This is a genomic window from Burkholderia diffusa, from assembly GCF_902499115.1.
GTDB lineage: Bacteria > Pseudomonadota > Gammaproteobacteria > Burkholderiales > Burkholderiaceae > Burkholderia > Burkholderia diffusa.
Genome location: NZ_CABVPN010000013.1, coordinates 163356 through 178880 on the forward strand (window position 1 = coordinate 163356; position 15525 = coordinate 178880).

Sequence of the window (15525 nt, forward strand, 5' to 3'; positions counted from 1 at the left end):
ACGGCGCGGTTCGGACAAACGATCGCGGCGTCGACAACCCGGCGCGTCAGCGCCTGCTCATTGTGTGTCCATCGGACACTTCAGGTTGCAGCCGTTCGGGTCCCCCAAATCGCCCTTGCGGCGCAATGCTGACTTCTTGCCGTTCTGGTATTTCTGCGACGGCGCCGACGCCGCGAACGGCATCTGCGGATGCTCGTTCAGGCGGAACTGGTCGCTCAGGATCCCGCCGGGCAGGCCAGGTGAATTCTGCGCGAGCGCCAATGGCGAAACGGCAACAAGAAGCCCTGCGGTCAACGCTGCCGCGGAGAAAGGAACGGATAGTTTCATGGCGGGATGACGCCTGAACGGCGTGCTTGTTGGAACGTTGATCAAGCGGCAAGCGTAGCGCAAATCCCTCGCTGCTGCAGCGCGGTTCGCGCGCGTCCCCGTTACCGTACATTGCCGTCCGGCATACCGCCCCCGACGATACCGGCGAATCCGTCCGCGATGCCGGTCAGCGTCCCGCACGCGGCCGGATCGTAGCCGTCGAGATGCGCGACGCGGTCGACGAAGCGCGCATCGCGCAGCAAGGCGAGCACGCCGGCGAGCGGTCGCGAGTCGAGCTGCGCGCGTTCGCACGCAAAGTAATAGTCCTCGTCGACGACCGGGATGAAATCGAGCCCGAAGTGATGGGCGGCCGGCTCGACGCCGAAGCCGAGATCGGCCATCCCGCTCGCGACGAACGCGGCGATCGCCGAGTGCGTGAGTTCGGCCGACGCATAGCCGTCGATACGCTCGGGATCGATGCCGATCGCGCGCAATGCAAGATCGAGCAGCATGCGCGTGCCCGACCCCGGCTGCCGGTTGACGAAGCGGATGTCGTTGCGGGCGAGATCGGCGAGCCCGCTGACCTGCTTCGGGTTGCCGCGCGGCACGAACAGCCCCTGCTGGCGACGCGTCAGATGAATCAGCACGTGACGGGTGTCGTCGAGCCACGGCCGGTAGATCTGCGCGCACTGTTCGCGGAACGCGCCGCGTGGCAGATGAAAACCGGCCAGCTCGCATTCACCGCGCGCGAGCGCCTGCACGGCTTCGACGCTCTCGCGATACTTGATGTCGACGGCTGCCTGCGAATCGACAAGCGCGGAGACGAGCGTCGCAACCGCGTAGCCGTGCGATGCATGGATGCGCACGGCGCCGTCGCGCTGCGCGAGCCGCCTGTTCAGGTCGCTCGCCACCTCGGCTGCCAGCGCGCGCAGGTTCCCGTCGAGACGGTTGCGCGCGAGCCGCTGCGCGTCGACGACCGCCTGCCCCAGCTCCGACAGCGTCGATCCCTTGCCGCGTGCCGTCTCGATCAACTCGCCGCCGACGCATGCCTCAAGCGCCCGCAGCATGCCCCACGCGTGCCGATACGACAGACCTTTCGCCTGCGCGGCCTGCGCGATGCTGCCCGTATCGGCCACGAGCTCCAGCAACGGGGCGACGTCCGACAGGCTCGCCGTCCGGCCCTCCGTGTCGCGTACGGTCAGATACGCGTCGCATTCGATTCGAATCAATTATGTACTCCGATTTCCTATTGCGACTGCGAAATCTTCCGCTTATCGTTGCTTAAAATCAATCAGGACGAAGTCCCGATGTGCACTATATGAATTGACGGCACATATGAGACTTTGGAGGAGCATAACCGATGTCCCCGAATTCCCCTGCGCCCGACGCGCTCGTCGAGCGCCACGCGCGTGCCGGCCGCTCGCTCGTCGCGATCCTGCATGCGATCCAGGACGATGCAGGCTACGTGCCGGCAGGCTGCGTCGCGCCGCTCGCGAAGGCGCTGAATCTGTCGCGCGCCGAAGTGCACGGCGTGCTCACCTACTATCATCACTTCCGCAGCGTGCCGCCCGCGCGCGTGACGATCCAGATGTGCCGCGCCGAGGCGTGCCGCAGCATGGGCTGCGAAGCGCTGGCCGCACACGCGGAAGCGCGCACGGGTTGTCGATTCGACGCGGCGCACGGCGATGGCGCCGACGCGCACGCGCCGGACGACGTCGCGCTCGAATCGGTCTACTGCCTCGGGCTGTGCGCGCAATCGCCGTCGATGACGGTCAACGGCGTGTTGCACGCAAAGGTCACGCCGGAGAAGTTCGACGCCCTGCTCGCCGACGCGACCGCGCACACTTCGGAGGCAGCATGACGACCCGCATCTACGTTCCGCGCGATTCGTCCGCGCTGGCGCTCGGCGCCGACGCGCTCGCCGCCGCGATCGTTGCGGAAGCCGAGCGGCGCGGCGTCGCGATCGAACTGATCCGCAACGGCTCGCGTGGGCTGCTGTGGCTCGAGCCGCTCGTCGAGGTCGGCACGGCCGCCGGTCGCGTCGGCTACGCGAACCTGTCAGCCGCAGACGTGCCCGCCCTGTTCGACGCGAACTGGCTCGACGGCGGCGCGCATCCGAGCGGCGTCGGCGTAGTCGACGCCCTGCCCTATCTCGCGCGCCAGCAGCGCCTCACGTTCGCGCGCATCGGCCTGACCGATCCACTGTCGATCGACGATTACTTGAAGCACGACGGCCTCGCCGGCCTGAAGAACGCGCTCGCGCTCGACGGCGGCGCCGCGTGCGAATTGCTGATCGAATCGGGGCTGCGCGGCCGCGGCGGCGCAGCCTTCCCGGCCGGCATCAAGTGGCGCACCGTCCGGCAGGCCAGCGCGACGCAAAAATACATCGTCTGCAACGCGGACGAAGGCGATTCGGGCACGTTCTCCGATCGCCTGATCATGGAAAGCGATCCGTACTGCCTGATCGAAGGGATGATCATCGCGGGCATCGCGACGGGCGCGACGCTCGGCTACATCTACGTGCGCAGTGAATACCCGCACGCGATCGCGGCACTGGAAACCGCGATCGAGCGCGCCCGTGAAGCCGGCTGGCTCGGCGAACGCGTGCTCGGCTCCGCGCATGCGTTCGACCTGCACGTCGCGAAGGGTGCGGGCTCCTACGTGTGCGGCGAGGAAACGGCGCTGCTCGAATCGCTCGAAGGCAAGCGCGGCGTCATACGCGCGAAGCCGCCGCTGCCCGCGCTCGCCGGCCTGTTCGGCCAGCCGACCGTGATCAACAACGTGATCACGCTCGCGACCGCGCCGGTGATCTTCGCGCGCGGCGCCGCGTTCTATCGCGACTACGGGATGGGTCGCTCGCGCGGCACGCTGCCGTTCCAGCTCGCGGGCAACATCCGCTACGGCGGGCTCGTGGAGCTCGCGTTCGGCGTCACGCTGCGCGAGCTGCTGTTCGACTACGGCGGCGGCACGGCAAGCGGCCGGCCCGCGCGCGCCGCCCAGGTCGGCGGCCCGCTCGGCACCTATCTGCCCGATCACCAGTGGGACGTGCCGCTCGACTACGAGGCGTACACGGCGATCGGCGCGGTCGTTGGCCACGGCGGCATCGTGCTGCACGACGACACGTCGAATCTCGCGGAGCTCGCCGAATACGCGATGAAGTTCTGCGCGATCGAATCGTGCGGCAAGTGCACGCCGTGCCGGATCGGATCGACGCGCGGCGTCGAGACGATCGCACGCATTCGCAAGGGCGATAAGTCGGAGCGACAGGTCACGCTGCTGCGCGACCTGTGCGACACGATGCTCGCCGGCTCGCTGTGCGCGATGGGCGGGATGACGCCTTACCCGGTGCTGTCCGCGCTCGACCATTTCCCCGAAGATTTCGGGCTCGCCGCCGGCAATCAAGCCGCGTCGGGTCCGGTCAAGGCTGCGGCCTGACCCAGAAGGAGCCCTGAATGTCCCTCGACACGAACAACGTCCGCCAAGGCGGCTGCGGCTCGGGCCAATGCGCGTGCAAGAGCGCCGCCCAGGCGCGCGTGCGCGATCCGTTCGACGAAACCGACTACGGCACGCCGCAACGGCATGCCGATACCGACGTCACGCTCGAAATCGACGGCCAGCCGGTGACGGTGCCGGCCGGCACGTCGGTGATGCGCGCCGCGATCGAAGCCGGCGTCAACGTGCCCAAGCTTTGCGCGACCGATTCGCTCGAACCGTTCGGATCGTGCCGCCTGTGCCTGGTCGAAATCGAGGGCCGGCGCGGCTATCCGGCATCGTGCACGACGCCCGCCGAAGCCGGGATGAAGGTGCGCACGCAGTCGGACCGGCTGCAGTCGCTGCGCCGCAACGTGATGGAGCTGTACATCTCCGACCACCCGCTCGACTGCCTCACCTGCCCCGCCAACGGCAACTGCGAGCTGCAGGACATGGCCGGCGTGGTCGGGCTGCGCGAAGTGCGCTACGGTTTCGACGGCGCGAATCACCTGCGCGAGCAGAAGGACGAATCGAATCCGTATTTCACGTACGATCCGTCGAAGTGCATCGTCTGCAACCGCTGCGTGCGCGCATGCGAGGAAACGCAAGGCACGTTCGCGCTGACGATCGCCGCGCGCGGTTTCGAATCGCGCGTCGCCGCCGGCGAAAGCGAATCGTTCATGGAATCGGAATGCGTATCGTGCGGCGCCTGCGTCGCCGCGTGCCCGACCGCCACGCTGCAGGAGAAGTCCGTCGTGCAGCTCGGCCAGGCCGAGCACTCGGTCGTCACGACCTGCGCGTACTGCGGCGTCGGCTGCTCGTTCAAGGCCGAGATGAAGGGCACGCAGGTCGTGCGCATGACGCCGCACAAGAACGGCCTCGCGAACGAAGGTCATGCGTGCGTGAAGGGCCGCTTCGCGTGGGGCTACGCAACGCACAAGGACCGCATCACGAGACCGATGATCCGCGAGAAGATCACCGACCCGTGGCGCGAAGTCAGCTGGGAAGAAGCGCTCACGTACGCGGCGACGCAATTCCGCAAGCTGCAGCAGAAATACGGCCGCGATTCGATCGGCGGCATCACGTCGTCGCGCTGCACGAACGAGGAAACCTACCTCGTGCAGAAGCTCGTACGCGCCGCGTTCGGCAACAACAACGTCGATACCTGCGCACGCGTGTGCCACTCGCCGACCGGCTATGGCCTGAAGGCGACGCTCGGCGAATCGGCCGGTACGCAGACCTTCGCGTCGATCGGCCAGGCCGACGTGATCGTCGTGATGGGCGCGAACCCGACCGACGGCCACCCTGTGTTCGGCTCGCGCATGAAGCGACGCATCCGCGAAGGCGCGAAGCTGATCGTGATCGACCCGCGCCGCATCGACGTGGTCGACGGCCCGCACGTGAAGGCCACGCACCACCTGCAGCTGCGCCCCGGCACCAACGTCGCGATGGTCAACGCGCTCGCGCACGTGATCGTCACCGAAGGGCTCGTCGCCGAGGCATTCGTCGCCGAACGCTGCGACACGCGCGCGTTCGAGCAATGGCGCGACTTCGTGTCGCGCGCCGACAACTCGCCCGAGGCCACCGCGGACGTGACGGGCGTGCCGGCCGAACTGGTGCGCGAGGCCGCACGCCTCTATGCAACCGGCGGCAACGCCGCGATCTACTACGGCCTCGGCGTGACCGAACACGCGCAAGGCTCGACGACGGTGATGGGCATCGCGAACCTCGCGATGGCGACTGGCAACATCGGTCGCGAAGGCGTCGGCGTCAATCCGCTGCGCGGCCAGAACAACGTGCAAGGCTCGTGCGACATGGGTTCGTTCCCGCACGAGCTGCCCGGCTACCGGCACATCAGCGACGCAATCGTGCGCAGCCAGTTCGAGGAAGCATGGTCGGCCACGCTGCAACCGGAACCGGGGCTGCGCATCCCGAACATGTTCGACGCGGCGCTCGACGGCAGCTTCAAGGGGCTTTACTGCCAGGGCGAGGACATCGTCCAGTCGGACCCGAACACGCAGCACGTCGCGGCCGCGCTGTCGTCGATGGAATGCATCGTCGTGCAGGACATCTTCCTGAACGAAACCGCGAAATACGCGCACGTGCTGCTGCCGGGTTCGACGTTCCTCGAGAAGGACGGCACGTTTACGAACGCGGAGCGCCGCATCTCTCGCGTACGCAAGGTGATGCCGCCGCTCGCGGGTTACGCCGACTGGGAAGTGACGCTGCTGCTGTCGCAGGCGCTCGGCTACGACATGCACTACACGCATCCGTCGGAAATCATGGACGAGATCGCGCGGCTCACGCCGACCTTCTCGGGCGTGTCGTACAAGAAGCTCGACGCGCTCGGCAGCATCCAGTGGCCGTGCAACGAAGATGCACCGGACGGCACGCCGACGATGCATATCGACGCGTTTGTGCGCGGCAAAGGCCGGTTCGTGATTACGCAGTTCATTCCGACGCCGGAAAAGGTCACGCAGCGCTATCCGCTGATCCTGACCACGGGCCGCATCCTGTCGCAATACAACGTCGGCGCGCAGACGCGCCGGACCGAGAACGTCCGGTGGCACGAAGAGGATCGCCTCGAGATTCATCCGCACGATGCGGAGGATCGCGGGATCCGGACAGGCGACTGGGTCGGCATCGAATCGCGGGCCGGCCAGACGGTACTGCGCGCGCTCGTATCCGACCGCATGCAGCCGGGTGTCGTGTACACGACGTTCCACTTCCCCGAGTCGGGCGCGAACGTGATCACGACGGACAGCTCCGACTGGGCCACGAACTGCCCGGAATACAAGGTCACGGCCGTGCAGGTCATGCCGGTTGCGCAGCCGTCGGACTGGCAGCGCGCGTATGCACGTTTCAACTCGGAGCAGCTCGATCTGCTCGAGCGCCGCGCCGCCACGCCGGCTGCCGCGACGACGGGCAAGTGAGGACGCGATGGACAACGGACACCTGATCGACATGGCCAACCAGATCGGCGCGTTCTTCGAATCGATGCCCGATCGCGAAGAAGCGCTGGCCGGAATCGCAGACCACATCCGGCGCTTCTGGGAACCGCGGATGCGGCGCGCGCTACTCGCCGCGCTCGACGATCCGTCGAGCGAAGCCGCGCAACGCGCCGCACCGATCGTGCGCGACGCGATCGCCGCGCACCGTGCATCGCTCGTGCCGGCCGCGGCCACCGCCTGAGCGCCGCGCTACGTGGGCACCGGCATGCCCGCGAACCAGCTTTCGCAATGGCGCAGCAGCGCGTTCGCGTCGGTGGCGGTACGGCCGCGCACCGCGATGTAGCCATCGGGACGCAGCAGGTAGAACGACGGCCTCGAACGGCCGTATACCTGCGCGAGCCCATCGTCGCCGTCGCTTTCGGCATCGGCGACGCGCCACGTTCGCACGGCACCTGGCATGATCCGCTCCAGCCCCTGCGCAAGCGCCTGCGCGTCCGCGGGCATCGGCGGCACGTCGCCCGTGTCGCCCGTGTCGGCACTTGCCGGCTCCTCGAGCAGCAGCAGCGTAAAGCTCGCCGGGTCATGCAGGTCGTATAGTCTCGCGGTCCCGGGCGCCCGGCCGAGCGGCCCGTCGACGACGTGCACGAGCGCGTCGGGCGCACGCTCGCCCGCGCGCGGCCCGCCATCGAGCACGCGTTCGAGCGTGAGCGGGCTTTTCCGGTATTGCACGCCGAGCTCGCTGACAGTGCGGCGCACCGCGTCGCGCACCGGCCCGAACGACGCCAGCAGCGGCACGACATGATCGCGCAGCAGCTTCATCGCGCCGTGGTCGGCTTCGACGATCTGCGTGATGAAGCCGGTCTGCCGCAATACATCACGCTCGATCGGATGGCGCTCCGCGTGATACGTGTCGAGCAGCCGCTCCGGCGTGCCTGCGCCGAGCACGCGCGCGAGCTTCCAGCCGAGATTGAACGCTTCCTGGATACCCGTGTTCATGCCCTGCGCGCCCGCCGGGCTGTGAACGTGCGCGGCGTCGCCCGCGAAGAACACGCGCCCGTGACGCAGCCGGTCGACCATCCGGCTATGCAGGCGGAAATACGCCGACCACGCGAGATCGCTCGGCGCGATCGACGCGCCGACGCGAGCGCGCACGATCGCCTCGCATTCGTCGAGCGTCGGCGTGGCCGGCGCATCGGGCGATGCGTCGCCGCCGGGCGGCCGGTCGGCGACGAGCCGGTAGCGGCCGCCGCCCATCGGAAACAGCCCCGCGATGCCGTCAGGCGTCGTGAACAGATGGATCTCCTCGTCCGGCCAGTCGGGTATCGCCGCGAAATCGGCGAGCAGGAAGGTCTGCTCGAACGCATGCCCGGCGAAGCCCAGGCCGAGCAAATGGCGCACCGTGCTGTGCGCGCCGTCGGCGGCGATCAGGTAGGACGGTGCGAACGCCTCTTCACGACCGTCGGCGCCGCGGATCGTCACGTCGAGCGACGTACCGCCCGCGTCGCACGCGGTCAACGTGACGCCGCGTTCGACCGTCACACCGAACCCGGCCAGGTGCTCGGCGAGCAGCCGTTCGGTGATGCTCTGGTCGAGAAACAGCAAATACGGATAGCGCGTTTGCAGCGGATCGAAATCGAGCCGCGCGATCACGCGGCCGTCCGCGTGCAGTACGGCCGCATGCGCACGATGGCCCAACGCGAGAAATGGTTCGACCGCACGATGCTGCTCCAGCAGTTCGAGCGTGCGCGCCTGGATGCCGATCGCGCGCGAATACGGTGCGGGCGCGGCGAGCCGGTCGATGATGCGCACCGGCACGCGGGCACGCACGAGCGCCATCGCGGCGGCAAGGCCAGTCGGGCCCGCGCCGACGATCAGCACAGGCGGGATATCGAGCGGTGTGTCAGCCATGAGAACCTCGATGACACGCGATTGTGCAAGTCTACGCCGCTCCGCGTGACGGGGCCATATGCCAATCGGCCGATCTGGGGTACCCCCGCGCAGTGTGGGAAAATACGCGCTTTCCGTCAGTTTTCGCGTCATGGAATCCGCATTCGACCGAGCGTATGCCGCGCACCGCGCGGGCCACCTCGCCGAGGCCGAGCACGGCTATCGCACCGCACTCGCCACCAATCCCGCCGACGCCGACGCACTGCATCTGTTCGGCGTGCTGCGGCATCAGCAGGGCCAGCATGCCGAGGCGGCCGATCTCGTCGGGCGTGCGGTCGAGCTGCGCCCGAACGATGCCGCGCTGCAGCTCAATCTCGGCAACGCGCTGAAGGCGCTCGGCCGACTCGACGAAGCGATCGACCGCTTTCGCAACGCGCTGACGCTCGCGCCCGAATTTCCGCTCGCGCACTACAACCTCGGCAACGCGTATGCGGCGCTGCAGCGCCACGAGGATGCCGTCGATGCGTTCGGCCGCGCACTTCGGCTCACGCCCGACGACGCATCGATCCACAACAACCTCGGCAACGCGCTGAATGCCCTCGGCCGTCACGACGACGCGCTTGCCGCATTCCATCGCGCCCTCGAGCTGCGGCCCGGGCATGCCGGTGCGCACAACAATCTCGCGATGGCCCTGAACGCGATGGGCCGGGCCGACGACGCGATCGCGCACTTCCAGGCAGCGATCGCCGCGCAGCCGCGCTTCGTCGCCGCGCATTTCAATCTCGGCAACACGCTCGAGGCGGTCGGCCGTCACGGCGAAGCTGCCGCCGCATTCGAAGCCGCGCTCGCGCTGCGCCCGCCGTTCCCACTCGCCCTTTTCGGGCTCGCGAACGCGCTGTGCGCGCAGGCACGCCAGCGCGAAGCGCTGCCCTACTACGAACGGGCGGTCGGCCTCGATCCGTCGTTCAGTCTCGCGTGGCTGAACCTCGGCAACGCACATCACGCACTCGGCGCGCACGAGATGGCGCTGCGCGCGTTCGACCAGGCGCTGCGCGTCGCTCCCGACCTCAAACTCGCGCACCTGCATCGCGCCGTCACGCTGCTTACGCTGGGCGACTTCACCCGCGGCCTGCCCGCATACGAAGCGCGTCACGACACGCCGGGCGCAACGCCGCTCGGCACGCTGCCGCGCTGGCAAGGCGAGCCGATTGCGTCGCGCACGCTGCTGATCCGCGCGGAACAGGGCTTCGGCGACACGCTGCAGTTCGTCCGCTTCGTGCCGCTCGCGCGCGCCCGCTGCGCGCGCGTCGTGCTCGAAGTGCAGCCGGAACTCGTCGCGCTGCTCACGCCGGCCGCGGCACGCTGGCGCGTGACGCTCGTCGCACAGGGCGCCGCGAAGCCGCCGGCGGCGGACGTCGCGTGCACGCTGATGAGCCTGCCGTTCCTGCTCGGCCTGCAGCCAGCCGACATCGTCGCGGGCAAGCGTTACCTCGACGCGCCGGACAGCGCGCGCCGGCGCTTTCGCGGCTCGCTCGGCGGCCAGTCGAAGCGCAAGTTCGGTCTCGCGTGGTCAGGGCGCCGGCAAGCGCAGGAAAATCGCTCGATGCCGTTCGACGCACTCGCGCCGCTGCTCGCACTGCAGGACATCGACTGGGTCGTGCTGCAGCCGGCGCTCGACGAAGACGAACGGGCGCGCGTCGACGCGCATCCGCGCGTGCATCGCCTCGATGGGCGGCTGAACGACTTCGCCGATACGGCCGCGCTGATCGAACGACTCGACGGCGTCGTCACGATCGATACGGCGGTCGCGCACCTCGCGGGCGCACTCGGCAAGCCGCTGTGGATCATGCTGCCGTTCGCACCCGACTGGCGCTGGTTCACCGGCGACGACTGCCCCTGGTATCCGCACGCGAAGCTCGCCCGCCAGTCCGCACCGGGGCAATGGCTCGACGTGGCGGCGGCAGTCGCCGACGCGCTGCGCGACGCCTGAGTGGCCGAACGCAGACAAAAAAGGAGCGCGGCGCGCTCCTTTTTTCGTTCGACGTGATGCGACGCAGGTGGTGTCAAGCCGCCTTGTACTGGTTGCGCGCCTCGGGCGTGCGATACAGCACGAGCGTCGCGATCAGCCCGCAAATCGCGGCGACGCTCAGCCACAGCCCCGGCGCCGCCTTGTTGCCGGTCTGGTGGATCAGCAACGTCGAGATCGCCGGCGTAAAACCGCCGATCGTCGTCGCGAGGCTGTACGCGAGCGAAAAGCCAGCCGTGCGCACGTCGGCCGGCATTACTTCGGTCAGCGCGACGACCATCGCGCCGTTGTACGAGCCGTACAGGAACGACAGCCACAGCTCGACCGCCAGCAGCCGCAGGAAGGACGGATCGGCCACGAGCCACAGCACGGCCGGGTAGGCCGACAGCAGCGTGAGCACCGTGAACGCGATCAGCACCGGGCGGCGGCCGATGCGATCCGACAGCGCGCCGGACAGCGGCAGCCAGACGAGATTGGACGGGCCGACGCAGACGGTCACGACGAGTGCGTCGAGCGACGACAGGTGCAGCACTTCCTTGCCGAACGTCGGCGTGTAGGCCGTGATCATGTAGAACGACACCGTCGTCATGATCACCATTCCCATGCCGGCAATCACGACACCCCAGTTCTCGAGCATCGAACGCATGATCTCGCCCATCGTCGGACGATGACGCTTCGCAAGGAATTCGTCGGTCTCCTTCAGCGAACGACGGATCAGGAACAGGAACGGGACGATCAGACAGCCGATCAGAAACGGAATGCGCCAGCCCCACGCGGTCATGTCCTCGACTGGCAGCGCGCGGTTCAGCAGCACGCCGACGAACGCGGCGAACACGACCGCCACCTGCTGGCTGCCCGATTGCCACGACGTATAGAACCCCTTGTTGCCCTTCGTCGCGATCTCCGACAGGTAGACCGACACGCCGCCGAGCTCGACGCCCGCGGAAAAGCCCTGCAGCAACCGGCCGAGCAGCACGAGCACCGGCGCGAGCACGCCGATCGTCGCATAGCCGGGTATCGCGGCCACCGTGAGCGTGCCGAGTGCCATCAGTCCGAGCGTCAGGATCAGCCCCTTGCGGCGGCCGTGGTGGTCGATGTACGCGCCGAGCACGATCGCGCCGACCGGGCGCATCAGGAAGCCCGCGCCGAACACCGATAGCGACAGCATCAGCGACGCGAACGCGTTGCCGCTCGGAAAATAGGTTTTCGCGATGGCCGACGCGTAATACCCGTAGACCATGAAGTCGTACATTTCCAGGAAGTTGCCGCTGACGACCCGGAACACGGTACGAACCTTCGATTCCTGCGCGACGGCGTGTGTTGCTGTGGACATGTTGTTCTCTCGGCTCGGATGGCGCGACATCGGCGCCGTGTGGATCCGACGATGCGTGTGGCACCGGACCGGCACGCACGAACATCGCTGCCAGCCGGAGGCACGCAGCCCAATGATGCACACGCCGGCATGGACGGCAAATGATGCCACGCGAAGCCGACAATTGCCTTGGGCCGGGCCCGCGATCACCGTCGCCGCGTTCGTCTGGTACGAATCGCCTCGAAACGCGTACTAAAAATCAGATTGATCTGATCGACCGGTCGCCGTCGACTGACCACAATTTCACAACTTGCCACGCTATTCGCGCCGCGGCCGGCATCGTTGCCTGTGTCGCATCGCGTACCGCCCTCATGATCCCAACGCTCCTCGTTTCCGTCGAAGGTCCGCTTGCCCGCCCTCGTGTCGCACCGCTCGACGGCGTGCCGCCGTTCGGCCGCGAATGGACGTTCAGCGGCGCGCCCGGCACCCGACTCGGCACGCGCTGCGCAGCCATCCTGAAGACCTCATGCATCGACGTCGGAGCACCGCATCGCGCGTGTCGCTGGCAATCGCCGCCCGCCACGCGCCCGGTGTCTGCCGGCGTACCGGACGTTGCGGCGCGCGCCGCCGGCCAGCACATCGAGCATGCCGCCGGTCGCGCGCATGACCGGCGTGCGCGGCACGCCGCCTGCTGGAGCATCGGCGCACTCGGCATCATCGGTTGGCTGATCGCCGCGCACGAGCCGTTACCGGGTTTCGCGCCTGCGCCCGCGACGCAGATCGTTGGCGTCGTGCCGGAGCATGCCGTGCAGTCCATGGGTGCCGTGCAAACGGCAGCGGTGGCGCCCGCCATGCCGACCGTCGCACCGGCGCAGCCCGTCGCAGCGCGGCCGTTTGCGACGCATTCCACAGGCGCGCCCGTCACACGCGGCGCGACGACCCATCCAGCGCCGCGACGCTCCGAGACGACACCGAACGTTCAGCGCGTCGCCATCGCAGCGCCGCCGACGCCGCATCGGCCGGCCCACAGGCGCACGACAACGGCACGCGTGCACGCACCTTCCGCGCCGCGACTCGCCGCGCGCCCATCGGTCACGCGCCACGCGTCGCGCACGCCGACACCCGATCGCGTCGGTTCGCCTGCGCATCCCGGAGCCCCGCTCGACCCGCTCGACGACCCGCTCACGCTTATCGCGATGGTGAACGCGCTGCACCCCGATCGCGCGGCACCGGCGGCCGACGCGCCCGGCGCCGGTTTCGACTGGACAGCACAACTGTCCCACCGCCGCCTGACCGACGGACCGGATACGCTCATCCGCTGACACGCACCCAACAAAAAACCCGGCGAAGCAGGCTTCGCCGGGTTTTCGTTCGTCCGTCCGTCGGTCGATCGCACCGAATCGTCACTTGTGCGCGGGCAACCCCGTTTCCGACTGCCGCTCGAGTTGCCGTACCTGCTCCTGCAGATCACGCAACTGCACCTGCGCGGCCCGCTTCTCGATCTGCAGCGCCCGCGTCTGCTCCTGCGCCGCCTTCTGCCGCTGCGCCACCGCGGCCTGCTGGTCGCGCGCGACGTTCAGATCGGCCTGCAGTTGCTGCGCGCGATTCGCCTGCAGCGCGATCACGCGTTCGAGGAACGTCTTCTGCGCCTCGAGTTCGGTGCGACGAATTTCGACGTCCGCGAGCTGCACCGTCTGCTGGACGAAGTTCGCGTACACCATCTCCGCACGGCTTTTCTCCTGCGACCTGATCACGCGCCACAGATGCTTGTCCTGAAACAGCGCGACGTAATACGTCATCTCGCGCGGATCGAACATCAGGCTTGCGCCATAGCTGCCGTTGTAGGTGGTGCGCATCTCGACAATTCGTCCGTCATGCAGCATCTGCGTGAGTTCGGCGACGTTGCCTTGCGCGGTGGCATCCGTGGCGGATGCCGCGGAGGCCGGTGCCGCAGTCGCGACATCGCCGCTCAGGCTCGTCACCGCGGGGCGCGTGCCCGCGACCGGCGCGGTCGCGTCGGACCACGCTGCGCCCGCGTGCGCGCAGGCGGCCAGCGCAACGATCCACGTTGCGCATCGTGCAGGGGAAAAATCTCGGAAGACCAACGTCAGACTCCGGCGAACGAATCGGGAGTCGCGATTATCGTTCAAAACGAAACGGCCGCATCTCGAATTTATCGGGATGCGGCCAGCCTTCCTGCGCGGCGATACAAGAGCGGCTTACAGGCGGGTATCGCGAGCCGCTCGCAGGAACGCATCGAGCAGCGGCGTGCAGTCGAGCAACTCGGCGCCGCCAGCACGATGAAACTCCGGGTGCCATTGCACGCCGACGACGAACGGTGCACGCCGGTAGCGAATGCCTTCGATGATCCCGTCACCGGCCGACACGGCCTCGATGTTCAGATCGCGGCCGAGATCGCGGATCGCCTGATGGTGAATCGAGTTCACGATCGCTTCGCTGCGCCCGGGGAACATGCTCGCGAGCGTCGACGAGTCGGGGAAGCGGATGGCGTGGCGATGCTGGTCGTAATGCTCGCTGACGTGCGCATTCGCGGTCGGCACGTCCGTCGCGATGTCCTGGTACAGCGACCCGCCGAACGCGACGTTGATCAGCTGGCAGCCGCGGCACACGCCGAGCACCGGCTTGCCGGACTCGACGAACTCGTGAAACAGCTCGAGCTCGTACATGTCGCGCACGCGGTCGCCCGGCCATTCGGGGCGCGCATCCGACGCCGCGTAGGTTTGCGGCGACACGTCGGCGCCGCCTTGCAGCAGCAGGCCGTCGAGATGCTTCGCGTAGTCGCGCAGGCGGATGTTGCTCGGATGCAGCATGCCCTGGTGACCGACGGTCGGGATCATGAACACGAGCACGTCGCGCGACATCACCCAGTGCGCGATCGATTCCTCGAGATACTGCAGTGTCTTGCCGCGCAGTCCCTTCGCGCCCGGCTCCGGATGGAAGATCCGCGCCGACACGCCGATGCGCAGCGTACGCTGCGTGATCCGCTGGCCGGCGCGATCGAAGATCCGGCGTGCGCGTGCCGCGATGATCCGCCCGAACACCGACCACGGCGTGTCGCTTTGCTTCAGGTATGCCGGCGGCGCGTTCTGCGCGCTCGCGGGCGGCGGACGCGGCGTGTCGAAATCGGGCTGCGCGCCAAAACCGGGCGGCGCGGCACCGGGTTTCGGCGGCACTGCACCGCCTTCGGCTGCAGCACCTGTCGTGCCTGCGGCGCCCGGGTCGGACGCCGCGGTGACCGGCGACGCACCGTCCGCCGCGACGACTTGCGCAGCGGCAGCCTGCGTGGCAGACGCCTCCGGCGTGTGCGCCGGCCTGGAACGGGGGGAATCGGTAGAAGCGGAAGAGGTGCCGGGCAGACCGGCCGGGGAAGGCGTGATTTCGCTCATGACGATGGTCTGGTACGTCGCTCGCGCGTGGTGGATTGACGAGGATTCATTATGCTTCAGTGCACGATCGCGCGGTAAACGAGCAACATCCTGTCGATATTGTTGCAACTCATCGCATCCGCCGCCAGGCGTATCACCGGACCCCTTCGACGATATCGATCGTCA

The 15525-nt window shown here is 68.0% G+C and carries 12 protein-coding genes; 6 read left to right on the forward strand and 6 right to left on the reverse strand.

The features are described from left to right. Positions 1-57 precede the first annotated feature (57 nt). Together BTE28158_RS15365 and BTE28158_RS15370 are read right to left on the reverse strand one after the other, a co-directional pair. Positions 58-327: a hypothetical protein gene (locus tag BTE28158_RS15365; protein ID WP_124623574.1), complete on the reverse strand. Its 270-nt coding sequence runs from the start codon at positions 325-327 to the stop codon at positions 58-60. 101 nt (positions 328-428) lie between these two features. Further along, positions 429-1535 carry a substrate-binding domain-containing protein gene (locus BTE28158_RS15370; protein WP_151047059.1) on the reverse strand — a complete coding sequence of 369 codons (1107 nt, stop codon included), beginning with the start codon at positions 1533-1535 and terminating at the stop codon, positions 429-431. A gap of 131 nt (positions 1536-1666) precedes the next feature. On the opposite strand from BTE28158_RS15370, the gene BTE28158_RS15375 reads away from it, so the two are divergent. From BTE28158_RS15375 to BTE28158_RS15390, 4 genes are read left to right on the forward strand one after another with little or no spacing between them, the layout of a single operon-like run. Next, positions 1667-2167, forward strand: a complete 501-nt coding sequence (locus tag BTE28158_RS15375) for an NAD(P)H-dependent oxidoreductase subunit E (protein ID WP_151047061.1) — start codon at positions 1667-1669, stop codon at positions 2165-2167. Beyond that, complete coding sequence (locus BTE28158_RS15380) at positions 2164-3741, forward strand: formate dehydrogenase beta subunit (RefSeq protein WP_151047079.1); 1578 nt, start codon at positions 2164-2166, stop codon at positions 3739-3741. The genes BTE28158_RS15375 and BTE28158_RS15380 overlap by 4 nt, the downstream gene beginning before the upstream one ends. 17 nt (positions 3742-3758) lie before the next feature. After that, on the forward strand, positions 3759-6710 hold the full coding sequence (gene fdhF / locus BTE28158_RS15385; protein WP_151047063.1) for a formate dehydrogenase subunit alpha: 2952 nt from the start codon (positions 3759-3761) through the stop codon (positions 6708-6710). Positions 6711-6717: 7 nt separating this feature from the next. Next, complete coding sequence (locus tag BTE28158_RS15390) at positions 6718-6969, forward strand: formate dehydrogenase subunit delta (RefSeq protein WP_059598996.1); 252 nt, start codon at positions 6718-6720, stop codon at positions 6967-6969. Positions 6970-6977: 8 nt separating this feature from the next. On the opposite strand, the gene BTE28158_RS15395 is transcribed toward BTE28158_RS15390, so the two are convergent. Beyond that, positions 6978-8636 (reverse strand): FAD-dependent monooxygenase, encoded by a 1659-nt coding sequence (locus BTE28158_RS15395; protein WP_151047065.1) that lies wholly within the window; start codon positions 8634-8636, stop codon positions 6978-6980. A gap of 130 nt (positions 8637-8766) precedes the next feature. Here BTE28158_RS15395 and BTE28158_RS15400 point away from each other — a divergent pair, with 130 nt between their 5' ends. Further along, a complete protein-coding gene (locus BTE28158_RS15400) occupies positions 8767-10605 on the forward strand; it encodes a tetratricopeptide repeat protein (RefSeq protein ID WP_420868010.1) in 1839 nt (612 codons plus the stop codon). A 73-nt stretch (positions 10606-10678) separates the two neighbouring features. On the opposite strand, the gene BTE28158_RS15405 is transcribed toward BTE28158_RS15400, so the two are convergent. Next, positions 10679-11974 carry an MFS transporter gene (locus BTE28158_RS15405; RefSeq protein WP_151047069.1) on the reverse strand — a complete coding sequence of 432 codons (1296 nt, stop codon included), beginning with the start codon at positions 11972-11974 and terminating at the stop codon, positions 10679-10681. Between the two features lie 350 nt (positions 11975-12324). Here BTE28158_RS15405 and BTE28158_RS15410 point away from each other — a divergent pair, with 350 nt between their 5' ends. After that, complete coding sequence (locus tag BTE28158_RS15410) at positions 12325-13275, forward strand: hypothetical protein (protein WP_244107987.1); 951 nt, start codon at positions 12325-12327, stop codon at positions 13273-13275. A gap of 81 nt (positions 13276-13356) precedes the next feature. Here BTE28158_RS15410 and BTE28158_RS15415 read toward each other — a convergent pair whose 3' ends face one another. Together BTE28158_RS15415 and BTE28158_RS15420 are read right to left on the reverse strand one after the other, a co-directional pair. After that, positions 13357-14058, reverse strand: a complete 702-nt coding sequence (locus tag BTE28158_RS15415) for a DUF2968 domain-containing protein (RefSeq protein WP_151047071.1) — start codon at positions 14056-14058, stop codon at positions 13357-13359. A 114-nt stretch (positions 14059-14172) separates the two neighbouring features. Further along, a complete protein-coding gene (locus BTE28158_RS15420) occupies positions 14173-15360 on the reverse strand; it encodes a gamma-glutamyl-gamma-aminobutyrate hydrolase family protein (RefSeq protein ID WP_151047073.1) in 1188 nt (395 codons plus the stop codon). Positions 15361-15525: the final 165 nt, after the last annotated feature.